Here is a 17,672-nt window from a genome sequence, read left to right on the forward strand (position 1 = left end):
TTGTTGAACTTACGATGCCTGCCTGACGATCCCCGCGTCCATCCTCTGTGCGGCAATGCCCGACAACAGCGGTTTTTCGGGATCGATATCGGGAATGGCGCTGATCAGGGCCGCGGTGTAGGGATGCTGCGGCCGGTTGAAGACCGCCTCGCACGGCCCTTCCTCGACGATCTCGCCACGATACATGACAACGACCCGTTCGCAGAGATTGCGCACGATCGCCAGGTCATGGGCAATAAACAGCAGGGTCAGGTTCATGCGCGCCGTCAACTCGCGAAACAGCGCCACGATCTGCGCCTGGATGGTCACGTCAAGCGCCGCCACGCATTCATCCGCGATGATCAGCTTCGGATCGACCGCAAGCGCCCGTGCGATACCTGCGCGCTGGCACTGGCCACCACTCATGCTCCGCGGCTTCCGACGGGCGAATTCCCGTTCGAGACCAACAAGATCCAGCAGTTCGTTGATGCGCAATGGGATGTCGGCAGTGGCAACCTTACCCTGCACCCGCAGCACCTCCCCCAGCATCTCGCCGATCGTGAGCCGTGGGTTGAGGGCATTGTACGGATCCTGGAAGACCATCGCCGCCTCGTGCCGCAGGCGGTAAAGCGCGGTCTTGCGCTGCAGGGTGAGCGCGGTGCCGTCGAAGGTGACATGGCCAGCGGAAATCGGAGTGAGGCCGAGCATGGCGCGGGCAAGCGTGCTCTTGCCGGAACCGCTTTCGCCGACGATGCCCACGGTTTCGCCCCGCATGACCTGCAGGCTGACGCCCTTTACCGCGCTGATTGTCCTTGCCCGTCCCGAAAAAAGCCCGCCACCGACCGGAAAGCGCACATGCAGGTCGTCGATTTCGAGCAAGGGCTGCCTTGGCCGTTCATCATCGATCTCTTCCGTCGGCATGAGTGATGTGGTGTCGGCCGGCAAGGACGGATGACTGCCGATCAGCTGCACGGTGTAAGGGTGCTGCGGCGCGGCGAGCAAGGTCCGTTTCAGGCCCTGCTCCACGAGCTTGCCGGCGCGCATCACGGCGATGCGGTCGCAGGTCTGGGCAACGACGCCGAGATCGTGGGTGATGAGAATGATGGACAGACCGCGGCTGTCACGCAGGTCCATCAGCAGGCGCAATATCTGCGCCTGGATCGTCACGTCGAGCGCCGTCGTCGGCTCGTCGGCAATCAGTATCTTGGGATTGCAGGACAAGGCCACGGCAATCATCGCGCGTTGGCGCATGCCGCCCGAAAACTCATGCGGATAGCGCGCATATTGCCGTGCCGGATCCGGGAACCCGACCTGACCGAGAATTTCGATCGCCGTCGCGCGCGCCGCCTTGTGGCCCAGGCCCTGGTGGTAGCGAATGCCCTCGACGATCTGGTCGCCGACACACATCACGGGATCGAGGTGACTGGTCGGATTCTGGAAGATCATGCCGATCTCACCGCCCCGCACCTCCAGCATCTCGGCCTCGTCTGCCGTAACGAGATTGCGGCCTTCCAAAAGGATATCGCCACCCTCGATCGTCAGGGTCGAGGACGGAAGCAGTCTTACCAGCGACCGGCAGAGAAGGCTCTTTCCCGAGCCGCTTTCTCCGACAAGACCCAACACCTCCCCCCTGGCGAGATCCAGAGAAACGCCATCGATGAGCGTCCGGCTGTCATCGCCGATGCGGACCTTCACTGTCAGATCACGAACGGAGAGGATGGCGTCGCTCATTCGTGAACTCCGAGAAGATCGCCAAGAGCGTCGCCAAGAAGGCTGAAGCCAAAGGCAAGAAGCACGATCGCAAAGCCCGGAAATACCGTGACCCACCAGGCCGTGGTCAGGAACGACTGCCCCTCCGCGACCATGACGCCCCATTCGGCGAGCGGCGGCTGAACGCCAAGCCCGAGATAGCTGATGGACGCCCCGCTGAGCAGCACCAGAACTGCGTCGGACATGACGAACACCAGGGAGCCCGCGACCGCATTGGGCAGGAGGTGACGGAACATGATGCGGGTGCGGCTGAACCCCAGGCTGACAGCCGCCATCGCATAATCGCTGTTCTTCAGAACAAGGATCTGCGCCCTGATGAGCCGGGCATAGGAAACCCAGCCAACGATCGCCATGGCGATATAGAAACTGCTGAGGCCCGGCCCCAGAATGGCGATGATCGACAGCATCAGAACAAGGAAGGGAAAGGCAAGGATTATGTCGATGATCCGCATGAAGATCGCATCCACCACGCCCCCGAAAAAGCCGGCGATCGTGCCGATGAACGTGCCGATCAGGAAGGGAAAGAGCACACCGATCACGGCGATCTGCAGGTCGATGCGGGTTCCCCACATGACCCGCGAAAGCATGTCGCGGCCGAAATTGTCGGTGCCGAACGGATGTGCAAGGCTTGGCGGGGCAAGTCGCATGTCGGCATTCTGAAAAATGGGATCGTAGGGTGCAAGCACCGGCGAAAGCACCGCCATCAGAAGAAAGAACAGGAGCAATGCGCAGCCCGCAACCAGTGTCGGACGCGCACCGAACAGGCGTTTCCAGGCAAAGGCCCCCGCGGGCAAGATGCCGGCCGTCATAGCTTGATCCTCGGATCGACGGCCACGGTGGCAATGTCGGCGATGAAATTGACGAGAACCGTGGCGCAGGCGAACATCATGGCCACCCCCTGCACGACCATGTAATCGCGCGAAAGGATGCCGCGCACCAGAAGCTGGCCCATTCCAGGCAGGGCAAAAACGCTTTCGACGACCACCGTACCGCCGATCAGCCAACCGATATTGACCGCCAGGAGGTTGATGGTCGGCACGAGAGAATTGGGCAACACATGGCGCCAGAACACGATATTTTCCGGCATGCCGCGTGCCCGCGCGGCCGTCGCGACATCGGATTTTAGCGCCTGTACCATGGCAGCCCGCAGGCTGCGCGTCAGCACGGTCGAGAGCGATAGCGCCACCGTCAGGCTCGGCAGGATAAGGTGCACCGCCTTGTCTGGCAGGCTGTTGCCGTAGCCGGAAACCGGCACAAGGCCGAGTTCGACACTGAAGAAGATGATGAGCATCAGACCCAGCCAGAAAGGCGGAAATCCGATACCGAAGGTGGAGACGATCCGCACGATGTGATCAGGCAGACGTCCCTGGTTTCTCGCCGCCAACGCCGCCATCGGCACGGCAATCAGGATCGACAGGACCACACTGCACAGAACGAGCATCAGCGTCGGCTCGATGCGCGTGACGATCAGCTTCAGCACGTCGATCTTGTAGAGGATGGATTTGCCCATCTCGCCCTGGCCGAGATTGCGCAGGAAATAGAGATACTGGGCCCAGAGTGGTTCGTCGAGACCGTATTGCGCCCGGATCTTGGCAATGGCCGTCGGGGTGGCACGGGTGCCGAGCAGGACGCGCGCCGGATCGCCGGGAATGAGACGCACGAGAATGAAGGTAATGATGCTGATGCCAAAAAGGACCGGCAGGAACTGCAAAGGCCTGAAGAGGACGAATTTATAGCGGTGCATGGCGACAGAAAACATTCATGGGATGCGGACCTGCGACCTCTTCTCTATGTCTGAACTGCCAGACGGACGGCAAAACGCAAATGTCGTGCCGACATGGCTAGGCAAAATGCCCACCGGTGACCAATGCATTGTTTTGCAGAGACTATGCATTTTTTTCCTAAGAATCCCATGGCGGCAAAGCCCAGCGTCGGTTAGCATTCCCCGCAAGAATGATTAACATTTGAGCATGGCTAATTTTTAGCGGAATGCCGGGTCTACGCCAGCTATAAGAAGTGATAGGATCAGCGTTGAGGGAAATTTTCCGGAGCGAACATGCTTGACGCGATAGAAAGCATCAGGGAGCGCTTTTCCGCCGCCGAAACGCTCGATGGCAGGATCGATCAGGTTTTCGATACCATGCAGCAGCTGGGTTTTGAGGCGCTGGTCTACGACTATACCCCCGTCCCCTTCGATCTGGACGGCGAGTTGATGGTTCCCTCGCTTCTGAAGCTCCGCAACATCGACAGCGACATGCCGGAATACTGGTTTGACCGCGGCTATTTTCGCATCGACCCGGTACAGCGTCTCGCGGCGCGGACATCGGCGCCTTTCTTCTGGAATTACGACGCCAATGCCGACACGATGATCCGCCGCTTCATGACCGAGGAGACCGAACCGGTGGCGCGCTATCTTCGGGCTCGGGACATGGCAAGCGGCGTCACCATACCGGTCCACACGCCGCGCGGCGACTACGCGACCGTCACCGGTATCCGCCCCTGGCGCAAGTCGGCAACGGCGCCCTCGGACGTCGCGCGCACCATCGCCGAGTTCGGCCTCGTCGCGCACATTTTCCACGAAAGCGCGTTTGAACTCTTCGACCGGGAGACCCGGTCCGCCAGCTCGCTGCATTTGACCGAGCGCGAGCGGGAATGCCTGCGATATTCCGCGCAAGGCCTGTCTGCCAAGGAAATCTCGCGGGCGATCGATCGCTCCGTTCCCACGGTGGTAATGCATCTGAATGCCGCCGCCCGCAAGCTTGGGGCGAAGAACCGCACCCAGGCCGTTGTTCTCGCAACCCATTATCGCCTGCTCGACCGCATCCTATAACTTCTGATAGCTGCCGCAGCTGAACTGCCCGCTTTATGGTTCCGCCCTTCATGGATGGAATGAAGGAGAGCCAAGTGGCTGCGGCAGGATCGATCGAAGGCTATGTGCCATTTGGTGAATACCGGACCTGGTACCGGATAACCGGTTCACTCGAGTCACCTCGCCTGCCACTGGTCGTTGCCCATGGAGGCCCGGGCTGCACCCATGACTATGTCGATTCCTTCAAGGAGATCGCCGACCTGGATGGCCGTGCCGTCATCCACTATGACCAGTTGGGCAACGGAAAATCGACCCGCCTGCCGGACAAGGGGCCGGATTTCTGGACGATCGAACTCTTCCTCGAAGAGCTGGACACACTGCTTTCCCATCTGGGTATCAAGGACCGTTACGCCTATCTCGGCCAGTCATGGGGCGGGATGCTGGGTTCGGAACATGCCGTGCGTCGCCCCGCCGGCCTTAAAGCCTTCGTCATCGCCAACTCGCCAGCCAATATGCGGACATGGGTTAGAGAGGCAAACCGCCTGCGGCTCGATCTTCCCCAGGAAGTGCAGGATACGCTCCTCAGCCACGAGCAAGCAGGCACCCTCACCCATCCGGATTACATCGCCGCCTCGCGCGTGTTCTACCATCGCCACGTCTGCCGCGTCGTACCCTGGCCGCCCGAAGTCGCCCGCACGTTTGCAGCGATGGACGAGGACAACACCGTCTATCGCCACATGAACGGACCAACGGAGTTCCATGTCATCGGCACTTTGCAGGATTGGACTGTGGAGGGGCGCCTTCCGAACATCAACGCCCCGACCCTTCTGATCTCCGGCCGATATGACGAAGCGACCCCGGAAGTCGTGCGTCCTTATGTGGAGAACGTGACGGGTATTCGCTGGGTGATCTTCGAACAGTCAAGCCACATGCCCCATGTGGAGGAAAAGGACGCCTGCCTGAAGACGGTGTCCGACTTCCTGAAGGCATACGACTCCTGATCCGGTGCATGCCGGCGTGAAGCTCAAGCAGGCAGTGCCAGGACAATCACGCCATAGGGCTCAAGCGTCACGGAGGCCGAGTCCCGGAACTCTAAAGCGCGGAGATCGACGACCTTCCGCTCCCTGCCGGTATTGATCAGTACTATCTGCGCGCCCGTCTCGATGGCCATGACGCGAAACGCCAGAACACTTGTCGGATCGCTGGATCGGCAAGCCTGCCACCGGCTGCCGGCAAAACCGGCCAGTCTTTCGACGGCGTTGAAAAGGGGGCGCCTGCCACCAGCCGGCGTCGGCTCGCCGTCATCGGCAAAAAGACCGAACGGCCCCGTCAGTGCCGAGAGGGTCAGACATTCAAGCCCGGCATCCAGCACCTGCGCCGCATAAGCCATCGCGAAGGCTTCAGCGAAGTCTCCATTATGTCGCGGATCGCGGTTCGCCATCGGGATGCGACCGCCGTCAGGATTGTCCATGGTCCGGCTGCCATAGGGGTTCTGTCGCATCGGGATTGTCGAGGGGCCGATCCGATAGGACTTGTCACCATAGATCGCCCGCACGGACCTGGTGACGAAGGGCAGCGCCTCCAGGGTCTGCATGACGCTGATATCGTCTGCAGCATGCACGATCGGGTTCGTGCAGTGGCTGATGAACGAGAGCCTGTCGCCCGGCACCCGCTTGCGGTTCAGCTCGGTAAAATAGGAGAGCATGCCGCCGCCGAGCCGGATGCCGGGGAAAGCTTTCCTGGCCGCCGCATAGACATCTTCCAGCGGCGGGCAATCCGGCCATTTGCTGCCGGGCGGCGTCGACTGCCGATCGATGGCAGGGCAGACCATGACGGCATCAGGCGCAAAACCAGCCGCCCGCATTGCCGACGCAATCTCCTGCAGTTCGTCATCCAGGGAACGCTGGCAAGGCACGGCGATTTCAAGGCTCGTGGTTCCCTGATGGACGCGCGCAATCGCTGCAAAATCCACGAATGCCTCCGGACCGTGACCTGCCAGCGGATCGAAATGAAACAGCAGCTCCTGAACCTTGATGGCGTCCGGCCGCGAAAGCACTTCCAAACTCGCCCTGGCCTCTTCGGGCGTGATGATCAGGCCTATTGCGGGTACCACGCCCTCACATTCGCCCGGCTCGATGCGAATGAAGATCTCCCCCTTGGCATCTGCGCTTGCAGCAGATCCCTCTCGGCGGTCGGTGATACCAAGCGTGACCTGCTGAACGACGGGCTCGTTGGCCGCTATCGTGTAAGGCCAAGGCAACGCGAGCGGCCGAACGTAGGTCTTGTACGATGCATCCGACCAGTTGCGCTGATCTTCCATTTCAAACGTATCGCCTTCCATCCGGCATTCGACGGAAACACCCGGAAGTGCCGTGTGGGTAATGGCGCGCATGCCCTTGAACGGCTGCCACGGGTCGATCAGATCCGGCAGCGTCGTGTCCTCGATGCTGCCATCGACATGCTCGACCTGAACGGCGGTCCCGGCCACGCCGACGATCGGATGGAGAATGCACAAACCACAACGATTGGTCTCGAAACCCGTGGTCGAACGCGCCTCACCTCGGAAGGTCAGCCGCCCGGCTGCATCGGCTTCGATTCTGGCTGAAATATCGAGAACAGTCTCGTCAGGCCCCTGACAGCGAGCGGAGTAGGAGACAACAAAACCACCGTCCCGCTCTTCAACCGCCAACCCGGAGATTTCAGGGTCATAGGTGCCCCAGTCGCGATCACGGACAAGGTAGGAGACCGCACGCAGCACTTCGACGCCATCATAGGAGATCATCCGCAGATTGCCGCCCGCAAGCTGCACCGAAAGCTTCCCAGCCTTCAGGATACGCGGTTCCGCTTCGCGCCTCGTGGTCCCGAAAAGCGCGAAGGCAAGCTTATCGTCTATCATGCCAGCAGTTTCCCGATATCCACCGTCGCCTTGGTCGCAGCACTTTCATAGGCCGCCTCGACAAGAGCGAACGTCTTCAGGTTGTCCGCCCCGGAGGTCGATGTTTCCTTGCCGCTCTCCAGGCTGTCGGCCCAATGCTGCTGGATGGCGTAGACACTTTCCTGAATATTGTGCCACGGACGCGACGCCCAGGAGAGCAGCGTTGGCGCGACATCCGTGTTGGTCGTGCCTTCCGCATTCGTTACCTGAAGCTCATACCCTTGAGTCAACCGGATGGAGCCTTCCGTACCGTCAAGCTCGATCAGCGTTTCCGGGAACGGCTCGACCGACTGCAGGGTGGCGTAGCTGACATCGACGACCGAGGTCGCACCGTTCTCGTGATCGAGCAGGATGGTGGCGACGTCCTCGCCGTTGATCTTCGGATTGACCCGCTTGGTGCGCGCCGAAAGGCTCGTCACATCACCCAGGATGAAACGGGCGATATCGAGCGTGTGGATACCCAGATCCTCGATGATGAAGCGCTTGCCCTCAGCGAGATAGGGCTGTCCAGAAAACACGTCATAGGCCGAACGGAAGGAAAAACGCGCCCAGAACGGCGTGCCGATCGCGCCGCTGTCGAGCGCCTTGCGCACCGCCTGGATCGGCGTCTGCCAGCGAAAATTCTCATGGATCATCAGCGGCACGCCCGCTGCGCTGCAAGCGGCAACCATCGCCTTGGCGTCGGCAAGCGTCGGCGCAAAGGGCTTCTGGCAGATCACCGGAACCGTGTGCGACGCCGCCATCTCGACCAGCGCACGGTGGCTGTTGACGGTCGTTGCGATATCCACGAAATCGAAGCCACCATCGGCAAACATCTTGGCTGCATCGCTATAGCGACGCTCGATGCCGAACTGGTCGCCAACGATCTTCAGCCGCTCCGGATCGCGGTCACAGATGGCGACGATATCAGCGCCCTTGACATCCTTCCAGCCGTGCATCTGGTTGACGGCGAAAAAGCCGCAACCGATGAGAGCACCTTTAAGATCGGTCATTTCAATCTACTCCCGGGGGTTACCCCTCACCAACTCCGGCCAACGGCTCGCCTTGCTCGCCCGGCCTTCGTATCCTCTCCCGCAAGGGGAGAGGTAAACCCGTAGCACCCACCTTGCCTTAAGCGAGCGTGGTCTTCGTGGCACCCCAACCTCTCCCTTTGAGGGAGAGGATAGCAAGTCCGTGAGAGGCGCAAGCCGATCACTGGACGCGCTTGGTGAGGGGTGAAATCTGCAATCAGCCCTTCTTCGCCAGCTGCATCAGCGTCACCTGCTGCTGCAGGCGGCGCTGGGCCTGATCGACGACCACGGCGACGATGATGACGATACCCTTGATCACCATCTGCCAGAAGGAGGAAACACCCATCATGACAAGACCATCAGACAGAATGCCGATGACGAAGGCGCCGATGATCGTGCCCCCGATCGTGCCGTGACCACCCGACATGGAGGTACCGCCGAGAACCGCTGCCGCAATGGCATTGAGCTCGAAGGAGTTGCCGGTCGCCGGATGCGAGGCCATCAGCTCGGACGAGATGACGATGCCGACGATACCAGCGCAGAAGCCGGAGAACATATAGACGAACATCTTGACGCGATCGACGCGGATACCCGACATGCGCGCCGCCCGCTCGTTGCCGCCGACGGCAAAGATCTGGCGGCCGATCGGCGTGTATTTCGCGAGATAGGCGGCGGCGAGTGCCACGACGATCAGGATCCAGATCGACACCGGCAGGCCGATGATACGGCCGGAACCAAGGAAACCGAAGCCGGTGGTCGAAAGCTCCTCCTTGCCGATCAGGTTCGGGAAGGTCTGCCCGTCCGAAGAAAGCAGCGCGAAACCCCGCGCCACATAAAGCGTACCGAGCGTCGCGATGAACGGCGCCACATTCAGCTTGGTGATCAGCAGACCGTTGACGGCACCAATGACGACACCGACCGCGAGCGTGATCAGGCAGACTTCGACCACATTGAAATACATCGTGTAGCCGAACTGCAGGTCGATGCCGTGCAGGATCAGGCCGCCCGCCACCATGCCGCAGAGACCCACAATTGAACCGACCGACAGGTCGATACCGCCGGTGATGATAACGAAGGTCATGCCCATGGCCAGAAACGCATTGAGCGCGACGTGCTTGGACATCAGGATGATATTCGCCGTCGACAGGAAGTTCGGCGCAAAGATCGAGAAGAACACGATGACGGCGAAGAGCGCGATGAACGTGCGCGCCTTCATCAATGTCAGCAGGACGGAGCCGCTATCGGCTGCCGGGGCCTTCCCCGTGGCGGTTGCAGTGGTCATGGAGCCGTTTCCTCTAAGAATTTGTTGCCGGCCGACTTGTGCCCTTCGGAGGCGGCCTTGACGATACGCTCTTCCGTTGCCTCCGAACGGTCGAGGATCGTCGTGATCTTGCCATTGCTCATGACGGCGACCCGATCCGACAGGGCCATGACCTCTTCGAGATCGGACGTCGAAAACAGGATGGCCAGCCCCTCGCCTGCGAGCTTGCGCATGGTGCGGAACACATCCGCCTTGGCGCCGACATCGATACCGCGGCTGGGCTCGTCCATGAGCAGCACCTTGGGATTGGTCATCAGCGCCTTGCCGATGACAACCTTCTGCTGGTTGCCGCCCGACATGGAGGTGACGTCGAAATCCGGGTTCGGAGCCTTGATCGCCAGATTGCCTATTGCTTCCTTGATGGCGGACTGCTCACGGTCGCCGGAAATGTGGAAGCCAAGCTTCACGAATTTCTCAAGGCTCGCCAGCGTCAGGTTGGCGGCGATGGAGAGAACCTGCACCAGCCCTTCCCGCTGCCGGTCCTCTGGAATGAGCGCCAGCCCCTTCTTGATGCGGGTCGAAGTATCCTTGGCGACAATCTCTTCGCCAGCGACAAAAATCTTGCCCGTCGAATGGGCGTGCGCACCGATGACGCATTCGAAGAACTCGCTGCGTCCTGCCCCCATCAACCCGTAAATGCCGAGTACCTCACCGGCGCGAACCGAGATCGAGAGATGATCGACGGCAAGGCCGCCGGTCCTGCGCGGCAGGCAGATATCCTCGGCGCGAAACGCTTCCGCTCCGAGCTTGTGATCCACCGACTTTGAAAAATCCTTGGCATCCGAACCGATCATCGAGCGGACGATCCACTTGGTATCGATATCCCGGACAACAGCCTGACCGGTGATCTGCCCATCGCGCAGAACCGTGATGTAATCGCCGATGCGCATCAGCTCTTCCAGCCGGTGCGAGATATAGACGATGGCAACGCCGTGCGCCTTAAGCTCGCCGATGACCTTGAACAGGATATCGACTTCGGCGGCCGAAAGCGCCGATGTCGGCTCGTCCAGGATCAGAATGCGGGTATCGAGCGAAATCGCCTTGGCTATTTCGACCAGCTGCTGCTGGCCGATCGGCAGGTCCTCGACCATGGTCTCGGCGCTGATGCCGGCATCCAGCTTGTCGAGGAAGTGATTGGCCTGTTCGACCTGCGCCTTGTGGTCGATGCCGCGCAACCCGCGGGTGATTTCGCGGGTCGCAAAGATGTTCTCGGCGACCGACAGGTTGCCGAACAGGTTCAGTTCCTGAAACACCATGCCGATGCCATGCTTCTGCGCATCGGCGGGCGAGTTGAACTCGACTTCCTTGCCATCCAGCAGGATGCGGCCGAGCGACGGCTTCTCGACACCGGCGATCATGCGCATCAGCGTCGATTTTCCCGCACCGTTCTCACCGACGAGAACGTTGACCGCGCCCTTCTTCAGTTCAAGGGTCGCGTGCTTGACGGCGACAATGCCCGAATAGACCTTCGTGACATCGTCGAGGATCAGGATCGTTTCGTGGTTCTCCGCCATCTCAGCCGCCGATCGTCAGCGTCGCGGGCGTCAGCAGAGCCGGCTGGCCGGTGGATGGCAGCGGATAGGCGCCGAGCGCCTCGACTTTCTTGCCCTCAAGGCCTTCGCGCGAAAGTTTTTCCAGCGTCAGGCCATAGACGTGGGTGTTGAAGGCCTTGCCGAATTCGGCCCACTGGATCTGGTTCTTGAATTCGTTGAAATTGACGAAATCCAGGCTGTCGCGGATCGCCGTGCCCTTGATGACCGGGCCGATCTGGATGCGGACATCACCCTTGCCGTCGCCATCGACATCGGCATCGAGATAGGCCGCGCGGGATTTCGTTTCCGCCTTGACGATGATGCCGGAGACTTTCGCCGCGAAGGTCCAGGGCGCAGTACCGTCCTTTTCCTTATGGCCATATTTCGCAGCTGCGGCATTAAGGTCGGACTGGGAAAGCGCAGAGACCTCCTGAAAGGTTCCGGCACGCTGCTGAAGGAACGGGATGACCTTGGCATCCCAGATGTCCGCCACCTGCTTGTCGGGCGCGAAACCGCCGCTCGCCTCGGCAGCGGCCTCTTCAGCGGTCGGCGTCTTGATGATCTTGCAGCCGGGCAACACAAGCGTAATGGCAAGCGAGATTGCAGCAGCGGCCCGGAAATTCGGCATATACGTCACTCCGTACAAAGCATTTCCGTTTTCTTCGAAAGACGGAAACGCTCTATCTCCTCTTTGCGCAATTCCGGACGGAAAACCGCTCCGCACTTTTCCTGGAATTGCTCTTGGCACTTCTAAAAGGCAAAAAACGCGCAGGGCGGAGACCATCCGCCCTGCGCGCATCCTTTGGGAGGATCAATCCCTGAGCGCGAAGGTCTCGAGCTTGGCAGCATTGTCGGCGTTGATGAGAACGCAATCCATCAGCTGCTTTTCTTCAGCCGGACCCTTGCCCGTCTTGATGAAGGCATCGGCCTGCACGACGGCATTTTGCGCCTGCGCATAAGCCGGCTGCAGGACGGTTGCCTTGATGCCGCCCGAAGTGATCGAGTCACGGACGTCGTTCGAACCGTCGAAGCCGACGACGATCACGTCCTTGCGGCCGGCAGCCTGAAGCGCTGCGATCGCGCCCATCGCCATCGTGTCGTTGCCGGAGATAACGCCCTTGATGTCAGGGTTTGCCTGCAGGATGGTCTCCATCTTGGAATAACCTTCCGTCTGGCTCCAGTTGGCCGACTGCTGGGCGACCATCTTCAGCTCCGGATATTCGTCGATGATGTCGTGATAGCCCTTGGAACGGATGCCGGCGTTGAGGTCAGCTTCGCGGCCGAGCAGTTCGACATAATTGCCGCTTTCGCCCATCAGCTTGACGAACTCTTCGGCACCGAGCTGCGCGCCCTGGTAGTTGTTGGAAACGATCTGGGAAACGGCAACGCCGGTGGCGTTGATTTCGCGGTCGATCAGGAACGAGGGAACACCAGCGTCCTTGGCCTTCTGAACGGCGGCGATCGAAGCTTCCGAACCGGCGTTGTCGAGGATGATCGCCTTGGCGCCACGGCCGATGGCCGTATCGATCAGCTGCGACTGCTTGTTGGCATCGTCATCATGAACGAGAACGAGGGTCTCGTAGCCGAGTTCCTTGGCCTTGGCTTCGGCACCGACAGCTTCCGCCTTGAAGAACGGGTTGTCGTGCGACGGGGTGATGATGGCGATGAGATCGGCGGCGAAGGCCGGCATTGCGACGCCAAGTGCAAGAGTGCCAGCGAAAGCCGCGAGCGTCAGTCTGCGTGTCAGTTTCATGTAGTCCTCCCAAGTGAAATGAACGGCCCCGTTCCCAGCGGGGCCGAAGGGGTTTGCGGGCGCGAAGCCCTGACGTCAGGTGATGCGCCGAATGCTTTCAGCGATCTCCTCGGGTTCAAAAACTTTCTTCCAGTCGTCCTTCATCAGGACCGGGATGCCGAATTCGATGGCCTTGTTGCAGGCATCGGAAAACACACCCGGCGTCTCTTCGAAGATGACCGCGCCGAGCACGTTCATGTGGCCGAGCAGGAAGTCGCGGGCAGCCTCCTTCGGCACGCCGCGGGCAACGCACTCATCCATGGCCTGGCGCATGACGACCAGAAGCGAGGCGCAGACGGTCTCGGACAGGCCCGGCTCAAGCAGGGCGATCTGCTCGACGGTGACGCGGTGCGAACGCATGACCGGCGCCCATATGACTTTGGCGACTTCTTCACCGAGTGCAAAATGCTCTTCCGGACCCTGCATCAGGGCAGAAACGATATGCTGCTTGGCGGCGACGCCACCGAAGAAATCGCGCTTGGCCGTTGGGTCGGTCTCGTCGTTGAAGATCGGCGGATGGCAGGGATGGGTGACGAAATAGGTGAGATCGTCACGAACGGGGAGATGGCCGGCAGCAGGGGCGGCCGCATCGAGCACGACAACGATGGTGCCGGCGACGAGCTTGTCGACGATACCGGCCGCGACCTTGCCGATCAGCGTATCCGGGACGGCAAGCACGACAACCTCGGCACCAGCAAGAGCGGTGTCGGCATCCACGCAGGACACGCCGAGATCGGTCTGCAGGCGCGCCTTGCCAGCTTCGCTCACCTCGATATGGCGCACGTCGAAACGCGAGCCCTTCAGGTTCTTGGCGAGGCGGTAGCCCATTTTTCCGCCGGCGCCGAACAGTGCGATAGAAGTCATGTTGTCCTCACAAAAGAATTGGCAGGGTTTTAACGTCACTGGTATGATGAGTCAATCACCACATCATCAAACCTGAAATTATTTCATTCACCGCGCCCGTCGCGAAGCTGGGCGAAGTAGCCATCCGTCCCGATCTGGCCGCCCTTCAGCGCGATCTGCAGGCCATTGGTCGGCGTATGGTCACCGTAAGCCGTGCACAGCGGCGAACCGGGCGTCTGCGGCAGCGGAAAGCGCATGGTCAGCACCTCTACACGCAGTTCCTTCAGGGCATGGCTGGACGTATCACCCCCGGCAATCACCGCCCGTGGCAGCGCTTCAGCCTCCACAAGCCGGCGCAGGATCGTTCCGAGTGCACGGCCGAGACGGTGGCGGGCATCGGGAATGCGATCGATATCCGTTCCCTGATCCGCGCCCGGCCCCAAGGCCGTGTAAAGGATGGCGCTGCGGCCGGATTTCAGGATATCGATCCCGCGGACAACCGCCGCATCCACCGTCCGTTCACCATCCTCGCCCACGAGAGCCAGCGGATCGAGAGAGACGCCGTCAAAGCCGTTTTCCAGCGCATTGCGGATCTGCCGTTCGGTGGTCGGCGAGACGCTGCCGGAGACGACGGCAAGGCGGTCCACCTTTCCGGGCGACGTAAATTCGGGGCGCTGACCGATCAGCCTCTCCGCACGCCAGGCATCCAAAAGCGCATATTCGACGCCGGAAGACCCCGCGACAAAGGCAGCGGATTGCCTCAGGCGCCACAGCTGGCGACCGGCCGCGGCCTGCGATGTGGCGCTGTCCACATCGAGCAACACAATACCCGGCGCCTTCGCCGCGAGCTGATCCACAACCGCATCCGCACCTGCCGATGCAAGCGCCGCAAGATCCGCGACCGATACAGGCAGCGTGGTTTGTTTCGAAAGATGCACGGCAAGATCGGCCTCATCCATCGGCGTGACGGGATGCCGGCTCATGACAGGGTGGCGGTCGATGCGGTAGACCTGTCCCTGATAGGCAGCGAACAGATGGCCGAACGCTGTATAGCGCTTGAGCGGCGGCGCACCGACTATCACCGGAACGAAGGACTGATCAAACAGCGCCTTGCCGATCTCGATGGCCTTCCCGATGTTCCCGACCTTCGGGCTGGAATCGAATGTCGAGCAGACCTTGTAGTGGCAGACATCTGCATCGAGACTTTTCAGCCATTCGAAGGCAGGCCCGAGATTGGCCTCCATCCATGCCGGCGTCTCGCTGCGGCTGGTGCCGGCGATCCCGATGGCGCGACACGTCTTGAAGCGCTCCCGCATGGCATCACTGGGAACACCGAGGAGGAGCGCCGTTTCGACACCATTCGAAGCCAGCGCCTCCATCACATCCGTCGAGCCCGTAAAATCGTCCCCGTAATAGCTTAGAAGAAGCTTTCCCAAGGTCACGCTCCCTTGCCGTCAGCGAATTTTTCAATCGATGCAGCAAGTTCCGGATGGTCTCGTGCATAATCCTCCAGCGGAATGTCAGCGACCGCCGCTTCCCAAGCCTGCTGCACGGCGCGAACGCCGGCTGCCGGACCATCGGGATGGCTGACAATGCCGCCGCCGCAGAGATAGAGCAGATCGGTCGTACGCCCGGTGCGCCGGTACGTATCCGGCGCCTGCCCGCCCCACTGCCCCGAACCAACCACCGGCAACGGGCAATCGGAGGCATCGAACAACGGCGCGCTGACGGCCTTGAACGATTCGACGAAGCTGTCGTCCGGCTCCCAATACTTGATGCGGATGCCGTTGATCTGGAACTGGTCGACCCCAAGCAGCCGCCAGAACTGCTGGTAGACCTTGAAATCCATGCCCGCGCCGGGATCGCGGGTCAGGATATCCCAGCCATTGCGATGGGCATGCAGCACGAGGCCCGAGCGCTTGCGCAGGAAACTCATGCCGCCGAAGCCGATGGAGTTGATGTTGATGACAGCGCAATTGCCGCCGGCTTCCAGCACCATGTCGTGATTGCGCATCATCTGGTCCGGGTCGGCATGGGAAATGCCGAAGGCATACATTACCTTCTTGCCGGTCTTCTGCTCGTGATCGAGAATGCGCGGCATGATCGCCTTCACGCGCTCCTCCAGCGGCGAATAGGCCGGGCTCATCAGCTTCTCATCGTCCTTGATGAAATCGACGCCGGATTCGAGCAGTTCGCCAACAAGCGCCGCCGTCTCATGCGGGCGAAGCCCCAAAGCAGGCTTGACAATCGTGCCGATGATTGGCCGTCCCTCGACCCCCGTCAGCCGTTTCGTACCGGGAATGCCGAATTGCGGCCCCGGATACGCCCCGCGAAACTCTTTCGGCAGCTTCAGATCGACGATGCGGATGCCGGTCATGCCGCGGATCGAATAGACCCCACCAATGGCAATCGTCATCAGCGCCGAAAGATCGGTGCCAACAGCATCCATCGGAAAGACAATGTCCACATCCGCCCGCCGGATCGGGCGTTTGTCCGAACCCGGTTCCTGCCATGTCGGCCGCTCCGCATCCTCAAGCGGCCGAATGGCCAGCACGCGCGCCGCAACCCGCGCCTTCAGTTCCTCCGTCTCCCCCGGCACCGGCACGAAGGTTCCAGTCGATTGATCGCTCGCGATCTTGGTTGCCATCGCCTCCACGCTGCCGGGCGTTTCGATGCGGTATGTCACGATAATCGACATGGGAAAATCTGCTCCTCTTGCTCCGCGACTTTGGCGTAGCATCAACGCGCAAACTGGTATAATGAGTACATCATCTGCGCAACAAATTTTTTCCCCGACTCTCAAACCCCCGTGTAAATGCTATTCAAGCGATGCGTGCGCTGAAGGAGACAGACGTGAGCCAGAGAACCGCCCAACCGGCAGAACCGATCGTGCGCCGCAAGCTTTCGGACGAAATTTTCGACCGGCTGGAACGCATGATCACCTCTGGCGAACTGAAGCCCGGCGACGAAATGCCATCGGAGCGGGAGTTGATGGAGCGTTTTGGCGTCGGCCGCCCCGCCATCCGCGAGGCCATGCAGTCGCTTGCCAATATGGGCCTCGTCGCCATCTCCCACGGCGAGCGTGCCAAGGTTCTGCAGCTGACGGCCAAGTCTCTGTTTCATCAGGTCGATCTGACCGCGAAGATCTTTCTATCCCAATCCTCGGATTCGCTGGAAAACCTGAAAAGCGCGCGCATCTTCTTCGAACGCGGCATGGCCCGCGAAGCCGCCCTGCGCGCCACGCGACAAGATACCGCCGATCTTCGCGATATCATCGAGACCCAGCGTGAATCGCTCGGTGATGCCGAGGCCTTCATTGCCGCCGATATGCAGTTCCACATCCGCATCGCCCAGATTTCCGGCAACCCGATCTTCGCCGGCGTCAGCGAAGCGATGCTTGCCTGGCTGAAGGCCTATCATACGGACATGCTAATCTGGACCGGCAAGGAAAAGTTCACTCTCGCGGAACACGAGGAAATCGTCGATCGCCTCGAAGCAAAAGACAGCGCCGGCGCCGAAGCCGCCATGCTCAAGCATCTGGAGCGCTCTCGCGCACTCTATAAGCGTGAACACGGCGAATTGGTTAGCTAACGGTTAGCCTACGGTTGGCTCCAAACCCTTCATTAAATCATTGATATTGAATGTTATTTAGCTAACCGTATGCCAACGGTTATCTAACCT

General features: G+C 60.7%; 15 protein-coding genes. 3 read left to right on the forward strand and 12 right to left on the reverse strand.

The genetic code is table 11. From position 1 onward, the window contains the following. Positions 1-9: 9 nt before the first annotated feature. The 3 genes from QO002_RS14330 to QO002_RS14340 are packed head-to-tail and all read right to left on the reverse strand — an operon-like array spanning position 10 to position 3,493. A complete protein-coding gene (locus QO002_RS14330) occupies positions 10-1,710 on the reverse strand; it encodes a dipeptide ABC transporter ATP-binding protein (RefSeq protein WP_307230782.1) in 1,701 nt (566 codons plus the stop codon). Continuing rightward, positions 1,707-2,558, reverse strand: coding sequence for an ABC transporter permease (locus QO002_RS14335; RefSeq protein WP_307230784.1), 852 nt, complete (start codon positions 2,556-2,558; stop codon positions 1,707-1,709). The genes QO002_RS14330 and QO002_RS14335 overlap by 4 nt, the downstream gene beginning before the upstream one ends. Beyond that, positions 2,555-3,493 (reverse strand): ABC transporter permease, encoded by a 939-nt coding sequence (locus QO002_RS14340; protein WP_307233400.1) that lies wholly within the window; start codon positions 3,491-3,493, stop codon positions 2,555-2,557. The genes QO002_RS14335 and QO002_RS14340 overlap by 4 nt, the downstream gene beginning before the upstream one ends. 312 nt (positions 3,494-3,805) lie before the next feature. Here QO002_RS14340 and QO002_RS14345 point away from each other — a divergent pair, with 312 nt between their 5' ends. After that, positions 3,806-4,579, forward strand: coding sequence for a helix-turn-helix transcriptional regulator (locus QO002_RS14345; protein ID WP_307230786.1), 774 nt, complete (start codon positions 3,806-3,808; stop codon positions 4,577-4,579). Between the two features lie 59 nt (positions 4,580-4,638). Beyond that, positions 4,639-5,559: a proline iminopeptidase-family hydrolase gene (locus tag QO002_RS14350; protein ID WP_307230788.1), complete on the forward strand. Its 921-nt coding sequence runs from the start codon at positions 4,639-4,641 to the stop codon at positions 5,557-5,559. Positions 5,560-5,582: 23 nt separating this feature from the next. Here QO002_RS14350 and apnL read toward each other — a convergent pair whose 3' ends face one another. The 9 genes from apnL to oiaX all read right to left on the reverse strand — a co-directional run bounded on the left by apnL (position 5,583) and on the right by oiaX (position 16,689). Further along, positions 5,583-7,454: a D-apionate lactonase gene (gene apnL, locus QO002_RS14355; RefSeq protein WP_307230790.1), complete on the reverse strand. Its 1,872-nt coding sequence runs from the start codon at positions 7,452-7,454 to the stop codon at positions 5,583-5,585. Next, on the reverse strand, positions 7,451-8,485 hold the full coding sequence (locus tag QO002_RS14360) for a Gfo/Idh/MocA family protein (RefSeq protein WP_307230791.1): 1,035 nt from the start codon (positions 8,483-8,485) through the stop codon (positions 7,451-7,453). Before QO002_RS14360 ends, apnL begins: the two co-directional genes overlap by 4 nt. Positions 8,486-8,720: 235 nt before the next feature. Beyond that, the gene (locus QO002_RS14365) at positions 8,721-9,785 is read right to left on the reverse strand and encodes an ABC transporter permease (RefSeq protein ID WP_307230794.1); all 1,065 of its coding nucleotides are present in this window, start codon (positions 9,783-9,785) and stop codon (positions 8,721-8,723) included. Further along, entirely contained in the window at positions 9,782-11,338 is a 1,557-nt protein-coding gene (locus QO002_RS14370; RefSeq protein ID WP_307230796.1) for a sugar ABC transporter ATP-binding protein, read from the reverse strand. Before QO002_RS14370 ends, QO002_RS14365 begins: the two co-directional genes overlap by 4 nt. A 1-nt stretch (position 11,339) precedes the next feature. Continuing rightward, positions 11,340-11,984, reverse strand: coding sequence for a DUF2291 family protein (locus tag QO002_RS14375; protein ID WP_307230798.1), 645 nt, complete (start codon positions 11,982-11,984; stop codon positions 11,340-11,342). Positions 11,985-12,167: 183 nt separating this feature from the next. Next, complete coding sequence (locus QO002_RS14380) at positions 12,168-13,109, reverse strand: D-ribose ABC transporter substrate-binding protein (protein WP_307230800.1); 942 nt, start codon at positions 13,107-13,109, stop codon at positions 12,168-12,170. 75 nt (positions 13,110-13,184) lie between these two features. Continuing rightward, positions 13,185-14,012: a phosphogluconate dehydrogenase C-terminal domain-containing protein gene (locus QO002_RS14385; protein ID WP_307230802.1), complete on the reverse strand. Its 828-nt coding sequence runs from the start codon at positions 14,010-14,012 to the stop codon at positions 13,185-13,187. A gap of 83 nt (positions 14,013-14,095) precedes the next feature. Further along, entirely contained in the window at positions 14,096-15,427 is a 1,332-nt protein-coding gene (locus QO002_RS14390; protein WP_307230804.1) for a four-carbon acid sugar kinase family protein, read from the reverse strand. A 2-nt stretch (positions 15,428-15,429) separates the two neighbouring features. Then, the gene (oiaX, locus tag QO002_RS14395) at positions 15,430-16,689 is read right to left on the reverse strand and encodes a 3-oxo-isoapionate-4-phosphate decarboxylase OiaX (RefSeq protein WP_307230807.1); all 1,260 of its coding nucleotides are present in this window, start codon (positions 16,687-16,689) and stop codon (positions 15,430-15,432) included. 155 nt (positions 16,690-16,844) lie between these two features. Between oiaX and QO002_RS14400 the strand changes: the two genes are divergently transcribed. Continuing rightward, positions 16,845-17,582 (forward strand): transcriptional regulator NanR, encoded by a 738-nt coding sequence (locus QO002_RS14400; protein WP_307230809.1) that lies wholly within the window; start codon positions 16,845-16,847, stop codon positions 17,580-17,582. Positions 17,583-17,672: the final 90 nt, after the last annotated feature.

The organism is Pararhizobium capsulatum DSM 1112 (assembly GCF_030814475.1).
Taxonomy (GTDB): Bacteria; Pseudomonadota; Alphaproteobacteria; order Rhizobiales; family Rhizobiaceae; genus Pararhizobium; species Pararhizobium capsulatum.